The sequence below is a fragment of the Segatella copri genome (assembly GCF_003465495.1).
Taxonomy (GTDB): domain Bacteria; phylum Bacteroidota; class Bacteroidia; order Bacteroidales; family Bacteroidaceae; genus Prevotella; species Prevotella copri_G.
This window is the reverse complement of the sequence record NZ_QSAV01000004.1, coordinates 18,019-36,807: the sequence shown is the minus strand read 5'-3', so window position 1 is coordinate 36,807 and position 18,789 is coordinate 18,019. Positions and strand designations below refer to the sequence as shown.

At 44.5% G+C, this 18,789-nt stretch carries 14 protein-coding genes; 9 read left to right on the top strand and 5 right to left on the bottom strand.

Annotated elements, in window-relative coordinates; translation table 11 throughout:
* Positions 1-2 precede the first annotated feature (2 nt).
* Positions 3-1,526, bottom strand: coding sequence for a 2,3-bisphosphoglycerate-independent phosphoglycerate mutase (gene gpmI / locus DWV53_RS01860; protein WP_117692940.1), 1,524 nt, complete (start codon positions 1,524-1,526; stop codon positions 3-5).
* 290 nt (positions 1,527-1,816) lie between these two features.
* On the opposite strand from gpmI, the gene DWV53_RS01855 reads away from it, so the two are divergent.
* The 8 genes from DWV53_RS01855 (at position 1,817) to DWV53_RS01820 (ending at position 11,410) form a co-directional block, all read left to right on the top strand.
* Positions 1,817-2,641, top strand: a complete 825-nt coding sequence (locus DWV53_RS01855) for a GLPGLI family protein (protein WP_118151275.1) — start codon at positions 1,817-1,819, stop codon at positions 2,639-2,641.
* A gap of 157 nt (positions 2,642-2,798) precedes the next feature.
* Positions 2,799-4,427, top strand: coding sequence for a hypothetical protein (locus tag DWV53_RS01850; protein ID WP_118151273.1), 1,629 nt, complete (start codon positions 2,799-2,801; stop codon positions 4,425-4,427).
* A 191-nt stretch (positions 4,428-4,618) separates the two neighbouring features.
* On the top strand, positions 4,619-5,455 hold the full coding sequence (locus tag DWV53_RS01845) for a GLPGLI family protein (protein ID WP_118151271.1): 837 nt from the start codon (positions 4,619-4,621) through the stop codon (positions 5,453-5,455).
* Between the two features lie 58 nt (positions 5,456-5,513).
* Complete coding sequence (locus tag DWV53_RS01840; RefSeq protein ID WP_147468720.1) at positions 5,514-6,623, top strand: tetratricopeptide repeat protein; 1,110 nt, start codon at positions 5,514-5,516, stop codon at positions 6,621-6,623.
* 137 nt (positions 6,624-6,760) lie between these two features.
* Positions 6,761-7,636, top strand: a complete 876-nt coding sequence (locus tag DWV53_RS01835) for a GLPGLI family protein (protein WP_118151268.1) — start codon at positions 6,761-6,763, stop codon at positions 7,634-7,636.
* A gap of 3 nt (positions 7,637-7,639) precedes the next feature.
* Positions 7,640-10,201: a TonB-dependent receptor gene (locus DWV53_RS01830; RefSeq protein ID WP_118151266.1), complete on the top strand. Its 2,562-nt coding sequence runs from the start codon at positions 7,640-7,642 to the stop codon at positions 10,199-10,201.
* 163 nt (positions 10,202-10,364) lie between these two features.
* Positions 10,365-10,703 (top strand): helix-turn-helix domain-containing protein, encoded by a 339-nt coding sequence (locus tag DWV53_RS01825; protein WP_118151264.1) that lies wholly within the window; start codon positions 10,365-10,367, stop codon positions 10,701-10,703.
* On the top strand, positions 10,700-11,410 hold the full coding sequence (locus DWV53_RS01820) for a HipA N-terminal domain-containing protein (RefSeq protein ID WP_118151262.1): 711 nt from the start codon (positions 10,700-10,702) through the stop codon (positions 11,408-11,410). The genes DWV53_RS01825 and DWV53_RS01820 overlap by 4 nt, the downstream gene beginning before the upstream one ends.
* A gap of 133 nt (positions 11,411-11,543) precedes the next feature.
* On the opposite strand, the gene DWV53_RS01815 is transcribed toward DWV53_RS01820, so the two are convergent.
* Positions 11,544-13,898: a beta-glucosidase gene (locus DWV53_RS01815; protein ID WP_118151365.1), complete on the bottom strand. Its 2,355-nt coding sequence runs from the start codon at positions 13,896-13,898 to the stop codon at positions 11,544-11,546.
* Between the two features lie 413 nt (positions 13,899-14,311).
* Between DWV53_RS01815 and rhuM the strand changes: the two genes are divergently transcribed.
* Positions 14,312-15,322, top strand: coding sequence for a RhuM family protein (gene rhuM / locus DWV53_RS01810; protein WP_118151260.1), 1,011 nt, complete (start codon positions 14,312-14,314; stop codon positions 15,320-15,322).
* Positions 15,323-15,582: 260 nt separating this feature from the next.
* On the opposite strand, the gene trmB is transcribed toward rhuM, so the two are convergent.
* From trmB to DWV53_RS01795, 3 genes are all read right to left on the bottom strand, one after another.
* Positions 15,583-16,353 (bottom strand): tRNA (guanosine(46)-N7)-methyltransferase TrmB, encoded by a 771-nt coding sequence (trmB, locus tag DWV53_RS01805; RefSeq protein WP_040553112.1) that lies wholly within the window; start codon positions 16,351-16,353, stop codon positions 15,583-15,585.
* A 95-nt stretch (positions 16,354-16,448) separates the two neighbouring features.
* Positions 16,449-17,159 (bottom strand): ABC transporter ATP-binding protein, encoded by a 711-nt coding sequence (locus DWV53_RS01800; protein ID WP_118151258.1) that lies wholly within the window; start codon positions 17,157-17,159, stop codon positions 16,449-16,451.
* 36 nt (positions 17,160-17,195) lie between these two features.
* Positions 17,196-18,596: a DUF5687 family protein gene (locus tag DWV53_RS01795; protein WP_147468719.1), complete on the bottom strand. Its 1,401-nt coding sequence runs from the start codon at positions 18,594-18,596 to the stop codon at positions 17,196-17,198.
* Positions 18,597-18,789 lie beyond the last annotated feature (193 nt).

Below are 18,789 nucleotides of genomic sequence, written 5' to 3'. Positions count from 1 at the left end.
TTTTACTTGTTGTCAGAAATCAAGTTCTCACCTGTCATATCTGCAGGCTTCTCCAAGCCCATGATATGGAGGATAGAAGGAGCTACGTCTGCCAAACGGCCATCCTTTACGGTAGCTGAGTTGTTGTCAGTTACGTAGATGAATGGAACTGGGTTCAAAGAGTGAGCGGTGTTTGGTGTACCGTCCTCGTTGATAGCGTGGTCTGCATTACCGTGGTCAGCGATGATGATAGCCTCATAATCGTTAGCCTTAGCAGCCTCGATAACGTCCTTTACGCAGTTGTCAACAGCGTGAACAGCCTTAGCGATAGCGTTGTAGATACCTGTATGACCTACCATATCACCATTAGCGAAGTTTACAACGATGAAGTCGTACTCCTGAGTGTTGATAGCACCCACCAACTTATCCTTTACCTCGTAAGCGCTCATCTCTGGCTTCAAGTCGTATGTAGCTACCTTTGGAGAAGGAACCAGGATACGGTCTTCGCCCTCGTATGGAGTCTCACGACCACCATTGAAGAAGAATGTTACGTGAGCATACTTCTCAGTCTCTGCAGTGTGGAGCTGCTTCTTGCCCTGTGCGCTCAAGTACTCACCGAGGGTATTCATTACGTTCTCCTTAGGGAAGAGAATGTGAACGCCCTGGAAGCTTGCATCGTAAGGAGTCATGCAGTAGTACTGCAAGTCCTTGATGGTGTGCATGCCTTCCTCTGGCATATCCTGCTGAGTCAATACCTGTGTCAGCTCCTTGGCACGGTCGTTACGGTAGTTGATGAAGATAACAACATCACCCTCCTGGATAGTACCGTCAACCTTAGAGTTATTGATTGGCTTGATGAACTCGTCAGTTACGTCCTCATCATAGCTCTCCTGCATTGCCTTCACCATATCGTCAGCCTGCTTACCCTTACCCTCAACGAGCAAGTCGTATGCTTCCTTCACACGGTTCCAGCGCTTGTCACGGTCCATAGCATAGAAACGACCCACGATGCTTGCGATGTGTGCACCATTCTTGTCGCAGCAAGCCTGAACCTCCTCGATGAAGCCCTTACCGCTCTTAGGGTCTGTATCACGACCATCCATGAAGCAGTGAACGTATGTCTCCTTCAAACCATATTCCTTACCAATCTCAATCAACTTGAAGAGGTGATCCAAAGAAGAGTGAACACCACCGGTAGAAGTCAAGCCCATCAAGTGGAGCTTCTTACCTGTCTTCTGAGCATAGCTGTAAGCGTTGATGATCTCCTGATTCTTCAAGATGTCACCGCTCTCGCAAGCCTTGTTGATCTTAACGAGGTCCTGATATACCACACGACCAGCACCGATGTTGAGGTGACCAACCTCAGAATTACCCATCTGACCGTTAGGAAGACCAACGTCCTCGCCACAAGTCTGGAGAGTAGAATGTGCTGAAACTGCTGTCAAATAATCGAGATAAGGAGTTGGAGTCTTGAAGATAACATCACCCTTATCATGCTTACCGATTCCCCATCCGTCGAGAATCATTAAAAGAGCTTTTTTTGCCATAATTACATAAAATAATTTAAATTCGAATTTCAGTGTGCAAAGTTACAACAAAATAGGTGAAGGACAAAATAAATTAAGATAAAAAAACTCCCACCTTTCTAAAAAGATGAGAGTTGATTATACTTTCTTTTCTCTATCCAGTCTTTTTGCTTTATTTACTTGACAATTACTCCTGACGAAATATCAAAATAGCAGAATACCGGCATCTTGCAAACCATCATTATTCTGTTTACCATTTCCCTATTTCTGCGTCTTATCCGTAAATAAGCATCAAAAAACAAATAGAGAACATGAAAAAGATTCTAATGATTCTTGCAGCCATCCTCGCCTTAGGCAGCCTGACCGCAAAAGCACAGATGAGATCGGGTGTGGACACGCTCACCCTCGACCAAGTGAAGTATCGCATCACCTATGATACGAAACAGGTAAACGACACCACAGAAATACTGTATATCTATCGCAAGGCACAGATGCGACTCGACATCGGTAGCAACATCACTCACTTCTATAACCAGTCCAAGGAGCAATGGGAGCAGCAAGTCTTACAAATGATACTTTCAGGCGATGTCATTGACCTAAGAAAAGCCGAGCCGGTAAAATGCATGGACTTTGAATTCCTCAAGAACTACCCAAAGAACGGTCAGACCCTATTTCAAGAATCGTGGGCTTTGAGAACCTATCACTGCATCGAAAAGGCCGAGACTCCTGATTGGCAACTCATTCCAGACAGCACCACAACCATCATCGGCTATCATTGCCAACTCGCCAAGACCAACTTCAAGGGAAGAACTTGGTTAGCTTGGTATGCTGAGGATATCCCTGTGTCAGAAGGTCCTTGGAAGCTCTGCGGTCTGCCTGGTCTCATACTCCGTGCCTACGATGCACAGCAACAATTCTATCTCAACGCCATCGGACTGGAAGACCTGAAAGGCAAGGAGACTCTCAAATACGCCAAGCCCGAAGAGGCAGAGAAAGTTTCCCAGTCTGACCTCACCAAAATCAAGCTGAGAGACGATGGAAGCGAGATGCTAAGATATGAAAAGTGGACAGATGAGAATGGAAGACCTATCAAACCAAAAGCAAGGAAACTTGTCTTCAATCCAATCGAGCGATAGGGACATCTCAAAGGCTTTCTATTTCAGATTTTTGCGAGTTTCTACAAAAATCTGAAATAGAAAGCTTATTTTCTTGTTCTTATCGACAATTTATTGTACTTTTGCAAAAAGATTTCTGAAACAACAAATGTAAAGTTGATAATTTGACGATAACAATATGATTTATACAAGCAAGAAAATCATCATATTTCTGTTCACTATCATGCAGCTAGCCATTCTCGCCAGTTGCATGGACTCAGGATATCGCCTATCCTTCCCTGAGATAGACGACCTTGCCGACGAATACCCAGCACAAGCCAAGGTATTCCTCTCTCGTGCTGACAGCAACGACAACAAAGGCTACTATAAGCTCTTAACAGCCAAGATAGAGTATCAACTCAAAGGTTACATTTATAAAGAAAACTACATAGACGATGCCATCAACATCTTCGTGAACGAAAAGGATGAACCCCTTCTCGCACGTTCCTTATATTATAAGGGAGCCTCGATACTCAACAACTATCGAGATACCGCAAAAGCCATCAAATGGTTCTCACAGGCCATCGCCTACGATAGCAACATGAGAGAAAAGGAGAAGCTGGATATGTACGACATATTGTGTCGCATTACCCACCAAAACATTTACACCGTAGAGTTAGAAGACGAGGCTCGCCAAACCAACAATATCCGCTACCGTGCCTGGGCACTACTCTATCGTGGCATCAACAACCAAGATCAGGAACTTGCCAACCAAGCTTTCGAAATTGCCAATCAAATCAAAGAGAACAAGGACAGCACCTTGGGCCCCATGTACTATCATTACTTCCAAGCCTTGATGGACAGGGGCGATGTGCCTGATTCCATCTTGATAAGCTATGCAAAGAAAGCGCAAGACAATTTCGGGGTAAAATACGACAACAACATCGATTTCTATCGCTTGCTCACAAGAAACAGCAAGGAAACCCATGCCTTCGCCACGCAGCATATCAAAGAAAACTATAGCATAGATCAAGAATGCCTAAAGTCATGGGGTTCCTATTCCTTTGCTTTAGGATATAAGTATTATCTCCCCTTATATTTCCTCTCCCTACAAAAAGGAGATACGCTCATGGCAAACCGTGTTGCCCACGAATTACGACAAGAAGCTCCCTTGCTTGCCAAAGACGAAAACTCAGGAAAGGAAAATCAAGTAAAACTGATGTACGAGGGTGGTAACACCCGTTATCGCTATGAAAAGGTTAAGACCTATATATTTGTAGGAATCATCATCGTGCTCATCATTCTCCTGTCGATGACTTACCTCTCCATTTCCAGAATCCGAAAGGCTCACCAAACTATAAAAAACTTGCATGAGTCACTGCATCAGTTAAAAGATGTGGAGAACTCTTCGTTATCGGAGCAATGCGAACGATTAAACCACGAAATCACCACCCAGCTTCGCAAACTGAAACGCCGTGACAAGGACATAGAAGAATACAAGGCTCAAATTACCGAGCTCACAGAGATCAGCCAAGGCTTGGTGTATTATTCGATGACGATACAAAATCAAAACATCAGCCAGATAGGTAAGCAAGGCATCCGACAACTTCTCGCCAGCTTCAAGGTGATAGACGAGAAGTATAGCGAACGATTGGAGAACTACGACTTGAATCCATCACAAAGCCTCTTCTGCATCCTCTACCATATCGGCAAGAGTGATGAGGAAGTGATGCAAATCCTGCAATACTCTCTCTCGAATATCAGGGTAAGAAAGTCGAGAATCAAGAGTGACACTGGAGCAGAGTCGTTCGATGACATCATCAGCTAAGCACTCCCATAAGTTTTTCGCTTTACTTCATTAACTTATCGAAGCATTACAAAAAGCTTGTATTTTAAGTTTTTCCTAATCGTAACTCTCTCGTTATCAACATATCTGTACTCACTGACGTGTAATTCCGATTTGGCTACCTCTATCATTTGTGTTACCTTTGCATCCGAAATTCAAAACATCAAACGACTATGAGAAGAATAACATTATTATTAGCAGCCATACTCACAGTATGCAGCTTGAATGCTCAAAAAGGCAACAAAAATGAGAAAGTGGTCAATATTGACAAGGTAAACTATCGCATCACCTACAATGGGAAAATGGTACCAGATACCACAACAGTTCCCTACAACTATTGGGAGAGCGAAATGCGACTGGACATCGGTAGCAAGACAACTCATTTCTATGATAGAACCAAGCAAATATCCGATTCTATCATGGATGAACAAGCTAAGACGGGGCAATATGACATGAGTAAAATTCCTAGAGGTGGCAGAATCCGTTGGGAATTCTACAAGAACTATCCATCAAAGGGGCAAACCACTTTACTGGATAAAGTCCTTGGTAACTATTACCAATGTACAGAACAATTAGAGGTGCCAAACTGGCAGCTTATCCCAGATAGCACAACTACCATCATTGGCTATAAATGCCTGTTGGCAAAAGCACTCATCAAAGGCAGGCCCTGGTATGCCTGGTACTCAGAAGACATACCTATAAGCGAAGGACCTTGGAAAATTTCCGGACTGCCTGGTCTTGTTTTACTTGCTTACGACCAGAACAAACAATACATATTCAATGCTATCGGTATGAGTACATTGAATGGGACCGAAAGCATAACTTTCACGGAAAGGGCAAGAGAGAAAGTAACACAGAAAGAGTTAAGAGAGGCTAAGCATAAATTTGATGGCGCAGAAGCTCTCAAAGCAACAGCGAGAAAAACTGGATTTACGTTTAAGAAATTACCCGAAGGTGCCATCAAGGCTCTAAACCGAAGCAACAAGGGCAACCCTATCGAGCTGGAGTAACTCCAGCTCGATTTACTGATCGTATTCTATGTCATAACAACAAACGAACAATATAAGCATGAAAAGATATTTATTCATCACTTGTTTGGTATTCCTTGGAATCATCGGAATATCAGCCAAGAAAGAACAAACTCCCATCCATCGCTTGATACTGCAGGGCGACAGTTGCATGAACGAGCATGACTCGTTCCATGCCATCACCTATTACCAGCAATATATCAATGAACATCCACACGATTTGAATGTTCTCAGAAAGCTCGCTTCTTGCTATCGTCTTCGTGGCGACAACAAGAAGTGCATCGCCTGCATGGATAGCATTCCTAACGACAGTCTCAACCATGAAGACTTGCGCATGATGTTCTATTCCTATCTTAATCTTGGCGATAAAAAAAAGGTAGAATCATATGGCATGACTATCTATCGCAAATACCCATACGACGGGGAGGTATTTGCCACCCTACTTCAGCAATGGAACAACCATGGGAAGCCAGAAATGGTTTCAGCTTTCGCCTTGTCGTATGTAGAAAAACGTGACTCCACGAATATTCTCATCAACAAGGAGCTTGCCTATTCACTCTATTTACAGCTTAAATACGAGCAAGCCATCCCTAGATACAAGAAGCTTATAGCCGATGGATTCGACAATTTTGAGTCTAACCTCGTCATAGGATTGTGCTATTATAACTTAGAAAAGTACCGAGAAGCCTATACCTATCTGAACAAGGCGGCAGAGATGAAGAAAGACAACCCAAATATGAACTGTCTCTTCTACTTGGGCATGACTTGCAAGAAGATTTCCGAACAGACTAAGAACATCGTGGAAAAGGAAACCCTGGCAAGACACGCCATCATCAACCTGGAACGGTCTATAACCGTGGCTTACCCTCGCAGTCGTGGACTATATGTAAACCAGCAACTCGCTGAGCTTTATTACTATAAAATGGAATACGAGAATGCAGGTCATGCCTTCGCACAGTGCATCGAATATGATGACGAGGACGATCCTCACAACTATTATAATGCTGCGCAAATGTATATAGGAGCCAAGATGAAGCCACAGGCAAAACTCTATCTCCAAATGTTCTTGGCAAAAGCAGATAAGTTGAAGGATGAAAAGGAAAAAGCTAAACTTACAGCGAAAGTAAAGGAGCAACTAAAAGGAATGTAAAATAAAACAGATAACTTTTTAGTTTACTCTTCGCTAGTTTTATCGTCTATTAAAAAGCTATAAATAGCTGTATTTTTTTTGCAGAGTGCCACAAAATATGTAACTTTGCAAGCAAATTAACAGATAAAGGCAGAATTATGAAGAAAATCATCTTAGCTTTAGCAACCTTGCTCTTTATGGGAAGTGCTGCAACAAAAGCACAAGTCACAAAAGTCACTGTGCGCTCTATCTCGGGAAACAGTAAGGAGGAAGTCGAGAACATCGACAACGCCAAGTATCGCATTACCTATGAGGGGAAATGGGTGAACAATCCTTCCATCAAACCCTTCATCTACACGGATAGCGAGATGCGCCTCGACATTGGTGAAAAGGCGACCAGCTTCTATGACAGAACGAAACAGGTAAAGGATTCACTCATGAACGAAAAAGCCAAGACTGGCAATTTCGACTTCTCAGATTTACCTAAAGGTGGAAGATTCCCGTTCTCCTACTACAAGAACTATCCATCTACTGGCAAATCCATCCAATTGGAATCTGTCGGCACTACAGATTATAAATGCACAGAGAACGTGGAGACACCCGACTGGCAACTCATCCCCGACAGCGCAACAACCATCATCGGCTATCATTGCCAACTAGCCAAGACCAACTTCAAGGGAAGAACTTGGTATGCATGGTATGCCGAAGACATTCCTTTGCCAGAAGGTCCTTGGAAGCTGATTGGACTGCCGGGCTTGACACTGAAAGCATACGATGAAAACAAAGAATATTCATTCACAGCCATCGGCATGAGTACGTTGACAGCACCAACACCTATCACGTTCCCCAAGGCCAAGAGAGAAGAGATCAGCCAAAAAGACCTCAGAGAATTCAAAGAGAAGTTTACGCCTGGAATGGTGTTGGAAACATTAAACATCAAGATCATAAAAATACAGAACGAAAAGGGCAACCCTATTGACATGAAGAAATTCATGAATAAGAAGAATGTCTTCAATCCGATTGAACTTCAATAATAAATGAAGAGAATAATTATCAGTTTTATCGCTTTCTTTCTCTTGTTCTGCATCCCAATGGCGATGCAGAGCAAGAGAAGCACTCCTATCTTACTCGATGACGACAACACTGCTACCAGGATTCATGGTTATGTAGAAGATTCATTGACCCATAACCGTCTAGCCAACGTCTCCATCACGCTGCTCCGCAATGGCAAACCCTTGAAGTTTACAAGAACAAAGGAGGACGGAACCTTCGTGCTTTCTATCACCGAAAAGCAAGCCAACGACAAACTGCAGGCCACGTTTATGGGGTATAAAAAGACAAAAACATCGATTTCATCGGGAAAAGAAACCATCATCAGTATGGCTTCAACAGCTTTTGTCTTGAAGGAAGTACAAGTAAAAGGCTCTCGCATCACAGGTCGAGACACCATATCTTTCGACCTCACTCGCTTTGCCAACGAACGAGATAACTCACTGAAAGATGTACTGAAAAAGCTGCCAGGCGTGGATATAGAGAAGAATGGTCGTATCAACTACAATGGTAAGCCCATCAACCGATTCACTGTGGAAGGTCTCGACCTGACCGGTGGCAAATATAACCAACTAGAAGAGAATATCAAGGCAAAAGACGTAAAAAAGGCCGAAGTCATCGAGCATGACCAACCTATCAAGGCGCTCCAAAGCAAGACCTTTACGGATAATGTAGCGATGAACATCGCCCTGAAAGATAGTGCCCGCGACAAACTGATGCCCACCCTCAAGCTCTACATGCTCGCAGGGCATCCGTCCCACGTAGGCGGAAGCATCAATATCATGCAAATTGGCAAGAAGAAACAGATGATGTATGATGCAGAATACGACAGAACAGGTAAAAATCTCGGCTATGCACTTAACCAACTTGCATCTTACAGCAATCGTCTGGCTCCAGCCTCCCTTCCATCATGGGTATCGGTGCCATCGCTTGACGCTCCTATCGACGAAGAACGCCTGCGCTTCAACACCTCGCAAAAATACTCCATCAACCATATCAAGAAGAACAAGGACGATACAGAGACTCGCATAGAAGCCAACTATCTTCGTACGGTAACCAGACAAGAGCGAGAGAACATGAGTATCTACGACCTCGGCGGCGAAGCTCCCACAGTTACCACGGAGCACAACCACAAGACGATGATCAGCGATGCCTTCAATCTGCAATGGGAGAACAAGGTAAACAAGGCTGAGCATTATGGCAACGAGAGCATCAGCCTCAGCACAGCACAAAGCGACGGTTTGTCAAACATCAACGATACGCTTACCCAACGTGTCCGCATCCCAAAGCTCGACCTCTCGGCAAGTATCTACCGTCTCTTCGTCTTCAAGAAAAGTCAACTCTCTTGGCGTAGCACTGCCGACTATCACCATGGTGTGGCGGACCTCTACGTTAACGACGAGCGGAATCGCATCCGCACCAACCTTTGGCATACTGCCCACGCCTTACAGTGGATGAAGAATCGCTTCCACTGGACACAGGAATATAGAATGAGTATCGACCTCAACAACATCTATGCGAAATATCAGGAAAGAAGCGATGAAATCGGCAAAAACAGTCTTAACATCACAGGGAAGTTCACCCCTTACTGGCAATACAAGACCGAGACGTTCCGTATGTCGTTCTCTCCCGATTTCATCTGGGAACGCTTCACCTATCCACAGAAAACTTTACTTACCATATCACCCTACCTTTACTTATATAAGAAATTGGATTTCCGTAGAGAGTTGACTATCTACACAGGATACAGTACAGGAACAGGCAATGCCACCAACTACACCATGAAGCAATATCGTCAAAGTTATCGCTCTTGGTACGCTTCGAGCGACATCATTCCGATAACTCGCTCTCTTTATGGCAAGTTGAGTTACGACTACAAGCGCCCTATCAAGGAAATCTTCTTCAGCGCATCGGTCAATGCCAGCAAAAACTGGATGAACACGGCATCCGACCTACGCATCGAGGATGGCAAATACTATACCTCATTATATAAGCAGGACAGCAAGAGCAACAACCTAGGGGCATCACTCTACATATCGAAGGGCTTCTACGACCTTCATCTGAAGACCCGCCTGGAGGGCAGTTACAACTACAGCAAGGGTGAGCAATACAGCAGCGGCAAAGCCATCAGCTACACCGCCGACAACTATACTGTGAAGCCTAGCATCGACTTCTCGCCGTCCTGGTGTGCCTTTAGCTATGAGGGAGAATTCTCTTTTTACAACTCGAAACGTCAAAAAATGGCGAAGTCATCGTTATTTAATTGGCACCAAAGCGTATCTGCCACCGCTACCATCAGCCATGTGGACCTCTCCTTCTCGCTCGTACATTATCGCAATGAACAGCAAGAGGGCAGCCATCTTAACACCCTCCTTGGCGATGCCTCTGCAGTTTGGAGAATGAAAAAGCTCCGCCTTTCAGCAGAGCTTCGAAACCTATTCAATAAGAAGAATTATATGGAAACCATCTATAGCGGCATCAGTACATTGACCAACTGCTATTATCTTCGCCCTCGCGAACTGATGATTTCCGCCCAGTATTCCTTCTAAACAAGAACTCCCGTCTCTTTTCAGAGATGGGAGTTCTTTGCTTTTAAGGATAAGAGACAAGGTTATAAGGGATTTTAACTTTTTTAGTTGATTTTTATTTGGAATATAACATTATTATTTGTATCTTTGCAACTGATAATATCTTGTTATTATCCCAACGATTATGCAAGAAACGAATAATATATTAGCAATATTAGATAACTACCTCCACGACAATCCTGATGAGATTGCAAAGGAGATGGCAAACGACTTCAGAAAACGAAGAATAGAGAAGAATCTGACACGTAAGCAAGTGGCAGACAAGTCAGGCGTTGCCGTCAGCAACATCACCAGATTCGAGCAAAAAGGCCTCATCTCCCTCAAAAATCTGATAGGTATCGCCATAGCTTTGGACTACACCTCAGAAATCAAGAACGTCTTCTCGCAACCCAAGTACTCCACTATGGAAGAGTTGCAACAGATAAAAAGAAACGCTAACAAGAAAAAGGCTTACAGACAATGAAACATATAGAATCTTTAGCCGTGAAATATCACCAGGAGAAAGTCGGCACACTGTCATTGAGTGCCGATGGAAAGGTATGCACCTTCGAATATGACAATCAGTGGTTGGCATCTGGCTTTAGTATATCTCCGTTGGAATTGCCACTGAAGCCTGGTCTTTTCATTGCCAAAGCCACCCCTTTCAACGGGAACTTTGGTATCTTCGAAGACAGCCTTCCCGATGGATATGGTAGATACCTATTGCATAAAACCTTGCTAAAAGAGGGCATCAACGACTTTGAGCTATCTGCTCTCGACCGACTGAGCATCGTGGGTAATGGAGGTATGGGCGCATTGACCTACGAACCTATAACTTCTGTCCAGACAGGACACGAGATAGAGGACTTTGACCTTTTACAAGCCAAAGCCTTGGAAGTATTGAAGGAGCAACAGGATAATGACGCAGGATTGCTATTATATAATAGTGGTAATAGTGGCGGTTGTCGCCCGAAAGCCATTTTTACAAATGAGGATGGTCATTGGTTGGTCAAGTTTCGCCATACCTACGACCTCACCCATTGCACCGAGGGATATAATGGTGAACACGCAACATCTGTAAATGGAACTGGAAATCCGACCGTAGAGGATATGATTGCCGTTGGCGTAAAGAATAAAATGAAGGAAAAGAGATGCCGCGAAATCTACGAAGAGGTAACCGAACAATGCTAGAATAAAAGCGAACTATCTGCGTGCGCAGTGTGGTCTATTCCTTACAACGGAATTACAATAAAAACGCCTCTATCTCTTTTTCTGGGATAGAGGCGTTTCTGTTTAATCTATTTCATTTTGCACAAACCACGAATTATTTATTCTGCTTCAGATAGTTCAACTGAACATTAGGAGCGCAAGCATTGCTTGTTTTCTCGGTGTATTCTGCCACCTTCAATGTAGCAGTACCCTTGATGTTCTCTACATCACTACCTACCTTGAAGAGATAGTTACCTGCATCTACCTTCCACTGGCTGTTAGCCTCATCGAAGCTGGCAAGATCGCGCTTTTCGAGGGTCATCTTCAAAGTCTGGCTCTCACCTGGATTCAGCAGCTTGGTCTTGCCGAAGGTCTTGAGTTCCTTGGCTGGCTTCTCGTAAGCGCCCTTTGGAGCGGTGACATAAACCTCAGCAACTTCCTTGCCGGCAACCTTACCGGTATTCTTGATAGTTACGCTAACCTCGATATTGTTGCCTTTAGCCTTGACAGATGGCTTGCCAAACTCGAAGGTAGTGTAGCTCAAACCATAACCGAAAGGATAAGCCACATTCTTCTTGAAGGTATCAAAGTAGCGATAACCTACGTAGATATCCTCCTCGTGGTTGCTATAATCGTAACCCTTGATATTACCCTTGCTCCAATCCTGCAGATTCTTGTAGGTGTACATATCGTAATCCTTGGCAAAGTTGGCAGTAGATGGATGATCGGTAGCAGCGATAGGCCAGGTCATGGTCAACTTACCCGATGGATTCACCTTACCGGTCAGGATATCAGCAACAGAGTTGCCGCCCTCGATACCTGGCTGCCAAGCTACGAGAATAGCATCCACACGGTCTCTCCAACTGGCTGTCTCCATCACAGAACCAGAGTTGATGATGACAATCACCTTCTTGCCCTTGGCATGGAAAGCATCAGATACACGGAAAATCATATCCTGCTCTATCTGACTGAGGTTGAACTCACCATTGATCTGGCGATCCATACCCTCACCTGCCTGACGACCGATGGTGATGATGGCAGCGTCTGCCTTTGGCTCCTCGCTGGCTACACAACGCTCAGTAATCTCGATTTCATCGAGCTTAGGCTGACCCTGATCCAGGAACCACATCATCGGATTCTTGTCTGCCTTCAACTTAGCCTTGGCATACTTCACATAATTCTGATAGATTTCCGTAAGCTGAGGAGTAGTTGCCACGCCGATATTCTTCAAACCGGTAACCATATCTACAGAATAGCCTACATTAACGGCTCCACTACCGAGGCCACCCGACATGAAGTCGTAAGAGTTGACACCGAAGAGTGCCACGGTCTTCAAGCCCTGGATAGGAAGAGCGGCATCATTCTTCAGGAGCACCATACCCTCGGTAGAACTCTGACGGGTGATAGCTGCGTGAGCCTTCAAGTCTGGCTCACCACTATATTTATATCCCTTGAATCGAGGAGTCTTCACGATATATTCGAGCATGCGGCGAACATTGCGGTCCACATCCTTGATATCAAGCTTGCCATTCTTTACTGCATCAACAATATCCTGCACCTGTGCTGGATAACCCGGCATCATCAGGTCGTTGCCAGCCTCTACTTCCTGTTCCAGCGGAAGGTCGGCACGCTTACCAATCCAGTCAGTCTCCACGATTCCCTTATATCCCCAGTCGTTGCGGAGAATATCGGTAAGGAGACCCTTGTTGCCCTGGGCATAAACACCGTTAATCTTATTATAGGCAGACATGATAGTCCAAGGATTGCTCTTGCGAACCATCATCTCGAACCCCTTCAGATACAGCTCACGGAGAGCACGCTGGCTCAATCGCTCATCCACCTTGGTACGGTCAGTTTCCTGAGAGTTCACGGCAAAGTGCTTGGCACTTACACCCACGCCCTGACTCTGCACACCCTGTACAAAGGCGGTTCCGATAAGACCCGTTACGATTGGGTCTTCTGAATAATACTCAAAGTTACGGCCACAGAGCGGATTGCGATGCAGGTTCATACCCGGTCCGAGCACAACATCACAGCCATACTCTAGGGTTTCGTTACCGATTGCCTCACCCACCTTGCGCACCAGGTCGGTGTTCCAGGTAGAAGCCAGACAGGTTCCGATAGGGAAACCGGTGGCAAAGTAGCTACGGCTGTCACCTTCGCGATGAGCATCGATATGAACTCCGGCAGGACCATCACACTGTACGGTAGTAGGAATGCCGAGACGAGGGATGGCTACAGTAGTACCCGCAGCACCCGGCACGAACTTCTTCTGATGTCCGAGCATAGCACCACTACCCACGAATCCATCGTTACCACCGCCCACTAAGAGTTGGGCTTTCTCTTCCAAGGTCATCGCCTTGATTACTTCTTCGATGTTATTGGCATTCAGTTTTGGTGCTGATTGCGCCATCATTGTAGTTGCCATCGCTCCAGCCGCAACGGTAAGAGCCAATTTCTTGTAGTTCATCATTTTGTCGTTTATCTAGTTAGTTATTACTTTTCTGTTCTTTTAGTCGTTTCGTCAGTTCCATGCAGTCCACAAAGGTTACAGCATTTCTTCAAAAACTTGCTGCAAATATAATAAAATAAGGTGGAAACGCCAAGCATTTCCACCTTTTTTTCTTGAATTCAACAAGATTATTCCTGGATTTAACAAAAGGTATAGGAAGAACATAACATACTATACATATCCCTAACCTAAGACTAGTCCTGATATTTAATCTGGAAGTAATCAAAAACAAAACATTCCTTCCATTTCAATCTTTCGCAAATTTCATCAAAAAGAAGAAAAAATACTCGAAAACCTTGTAGGAATCATATAATAATCGTATCTTTGCCAAATTATCCAAAAGTTGGGTACTAGAATAAGAACTTTTAATAATGAAAGGTATGGAGCAGAGGAATTCATCCATCGAAATCTATCGTTCCCCAGAGGGAAACATAGAGCTGAATGTAAAATTAGAGAATGATACCGTTTGGCTTACACAAAGCCAAATGGCAGAGTTGTTTGGCCGTGACAGAACTGTGATTTCACGACATGTCAATAACTGTTTCAAAGAAGGTGAACTCGACAAATCCTTGGTATGTGCAAAATTTGCACATACCAAGAAATATGGCCGCCACGACGGCTTTGAACAGGTTGTCGAAACGGAATATTATAACCTGGACGTCATTATCTCCGTAGGCTATCGTGTAAAGTCAATCAATGGTACCAGATTCCGTCAATGGGCTAATTCCATCTTGAAGCAATACATTATCAAGGGTTACGCCATCAACCAGAAACGCCTAGACAATTACAACGAACTGAAAGAAGTGGTTCGTTTGATGTCACGTGCGATTACATTACAAGATCAGGTTTCAGAAGGCGAATATAACGGACTATTCAATGTCATCAGCGACTATGTTTATGCCCTGGATACTCTCGACAAATATGATTATCAGACATTACTCATAGACAAGACGACTCAAGCCGAGCCGTTCCATGCCACCTACGAAAATGCAATGGAAGCCATCAATGCTTTGAAAGAAAAGTTTGGAGGCAGTAAATGGTTTGCCAATGAGAAGGATGATTCATTCAAGAGCAGCATAGGTCAGATTTACCAAACCTTCGGCGGTGAAGAGCTCTACGCTTCGGTAGAAGAAAAAGCAGCCATGCTGCTCTACCTTGTCGTAAAAAACCATTCATTCAGCGATGGCAACAAGAGAATTGCGGCCATGCTTTTTCTTTGGTTTATGGAGAAGAATGGCATTCTGTATGCAGAAAATGGACATAAGAGAATTGCCGACAACACACTCGTTGCCCTGACTCTGATGATTGCAGAAAGCAGAACTGAGGAAAAAGATGTTATGGTAAAAGTAGTCGTCAACTTGATTAACAAAGACAATCAATAAGAATTGCTATTTTAAAACCGCACAACAGCTGTTCTACGCATGCACAACAGCTGAAAGACAAGCGCACAACAGCTGATGTGCGACCGCATATCAACTGTTGTGCGCTTCGAGATACTTACTGTTCCAACAACTTCTATTGTATCTCCGAACAACTTCAGTTACTTCTTTCAGATACTTATGACGCATTCTTCAAACGCCAATAACGCTTGAGGAAAGGCATTCAAAGCATTGCGGAAGCTTATTCAAATCATTGTAGAAATCTACTTCGCTGTATCCTTTGAACTTCTCTTATCACGGCGATAACTGCGATAATCATCCAGCGGAATCTCAATATCAGGTTCCACCAGCTCACCCTCGCGTGGCAAGGCGAACTTCTGATACTTGATGTTCAAGCCACGCTCTATCCACATACTCTCATAATAGGTCTGGATAGAGAGAATCTTACGGGTTTCCTCATCGATGCCCTCCTGATGATAGAGGTCCTCGGTGCGGAAGAGCACAGGCAGATGGTTGCCATCCACCATATAAGTGGTATAGGTGAAGAGGAAGTTGGAGTCCGTCTTCAGATGGATGATACCGCCATCCACGAGGAAGTGGCGATAACGGTTCATGAAGTAAGTAGATGTAAGACGCTTGCGAGGGTTCTTCATCTGCGGGTCAGAGAAGGTGAGCCAGATTTCCTGCACCTCATCCGCAGCAAAGAAGCGGTCGATAATCTCGATATTGGTACGGAGAAAAGCCACGTTCTTCTGTCCTTCCTCTATCGCCTTCTTGGCACCGGTCCACATTCGTGCGCCCTTGATATCCACACCGATGAAGTTCATTTCAGGATAGAGCTTGGCAAGTTCCACGGTATATTCACCCTTGCCGCATCCCAACTCCAGCACGATAGGGTTATCATTGTGGAAATACATCTCACGCCACTTGCCCTTCATATCGAAAGGCACGTCATCTACTACACTATATGGATACTGGAACACGTTCTCGAAACGCTCCATATCCGCAAACTTTGCTAATTTTCCTTTGCTCATTGATTCTTTTTTCTTCGTTTGGGTGCAAAGGTAAGCATTTAACGATAATTATACAAATCATATCATGGAATTTGTATAATATTAACGGAAAAAGTTTATTCCGCCTGAATACCGAAGTACTCGTTGAGTTCGGCGATGGCAGCACCATCGACATTAGGAAGATCCTTCACCAGCTTGCCTTTCTCCAGCAGAAGGATGCGGGTAGAGATGTCGGCAACGAAGTTGAGGTTGTGGCTGGAGATGATGACCGTGGTGCCCTGCTCCTTGCAGATACGCTGAATCATGTGGGCGATAGTCATCTGAGAAGATGGGTCAAGATAGTTGAAAGGCTCATCCAGGAGAAGAACCTTCGGATTGATGATCATCGCTCCGATGATGCCAATCTTCTGTCGGTTACCCTGAGAAAAATCACGGAGATACTTCTTGGTTCCCATGATTTCATCGTGCATAAAGCCCTCAAACTGAGCCAATCGCTCCTGCAGGGTTTCATCGTCAATGTGATAAACATCAGCGATGAAATCGAAGTATTCCTCAGGGGTGAGGAAGTCGATGAGGAATCTACTGTCGATGTAACTGCCGGTATATTCCTTCCAGGTCTCACTCTCGTTCACCTTCTGACCATTGCTTTCCACGAAACCATCATCAGCCTGAATCAGGTCGAGAATCAGACGGAGCAAGGTGGTCTTGCCCGCACCATTATTACCTACGAGTCCTATCAGCTCGCCCTTTGCAACACCCAGATTATCAATATCGAGTACGGTATTGCCATTATATATCTTTTTGAGATTCTGAATCTTGATATCCATTATTCTAATGTTTAATGTGTAGTGTTTAATGTTTACTTAGCTTTCCATAAACTTCTCCATGCGCTTATACTTGTTCTTCTCGAAGATGGCAGCTATCTTGGCGATGAACCATTTATGGATGGCGATACTGAAGACTGCCAGCGTTATGCAGGTGATAAACCATGCCGTCTCACCGAAGAAATAATAGACAGCACAGACACCAGCCAGCGGGAAGAGAAAGGCGATGGCATAAAGATTAATCTTCAGATTAGCTCCCTGCATGCTGAACATGGAAGTCTGGAATATCTCCAGACGGGAAGAGAAGAGTGCCGTAGGCAGATTGAAGAGATTGATGAATACTGCCAGACAGAAACCGCTGATAAGCACCTGGATTCCGATTCCTACCTGCAGGAAAAGGAACGGAAGGGTGAGCAACAAGGCGACAGCACTCACCACCATATAATAATAGAAGCAATTCTGCAGCATCTGTTTAACCTTAACAGGCTTGGTCATCAAACCATGAAAGAAGTTTGCCTCAATGCCAAAGGTCCACTGCGACAACACCACCGATGGCAGCAGGATGGCACCCGCTACATAGAGGGTAGTCATAGCCACCTTGTCCCCCATTTCCTGTCCCGCTTCTGTCGGAAGCAAGGCAAAGAGATAGGCATCGAAAAGGAAGATGGCAGCAATCATAATCACCATCGTACGGACACGCTTTGCTCTCAATGTGCCGATATATTGCAGACTGAAGAGGTTGATATGGCTGAAACCACGGAACCTGGAAACCTTCTGCTTCTGCTCGTTATAAATCTTTTCGTGATAGAGATAGATGGTAAGTCCGGCGAATACCGCTCCGGCAAGGAAGAAGATACCCGCCCATCCCATCCATACCGGGAAAAAGGAACTCACAAACATATATCCTATCAGCACGGCAAACATTCCCACCCATCCCAATATCAAGGGCCATTTCAGAATCCACTCTGTTGCCTTGCGGTAGCAGGTGATGTAGATGCCGTCAATATAAGAGAACGCCAGAAACAGAAAGAAACTGGCAATAACCTGACCTACAGGCAGGAAATAGATAAATACAGGAAGCATAAGCACTGGAAGCACATAGTTCCAGAAGCTCACGAGATTGGTGGTGAGCAGGAACTTGTTCCAGATTTTCTCCGGCACAGGTCGCGACTTCACGTAATCATCCATCGCCGTAATATCCCGCTTCATCACCATCTTCATGATGATGTCCGGAATCAGCATACCGACAACGATACCGGCTCCCAACAGGGCAGGCATGTCTTCGCCCCCAAGTTCTCCCCCATTCTCGGTGAAGCTGAGAAAGAAGCTCACGCCCATCACCACATACAGGAAGATGATGTAGCACGCCACGAAGGCATCTCGCTTGTGGAAGTTACGGCGCTGCTGCAACCACCAAAGCCTTAAAAGTAATCTCAACATAAATTATTCTTTTTATGGTTTACGGGCACAAAGGTAAACAAAAATATCCGAAATCTCCTATAAAATGATAGAAATAACTTAAAAATAACATTAGATGAAAAGTAAGAGAAAACAGAAAGAGAAGAAAAGAAAGAAAAGGCATATATGTGAAAACGGCATCTCCTCACGAAGATGCCGTTCCTTCTAAACTAAC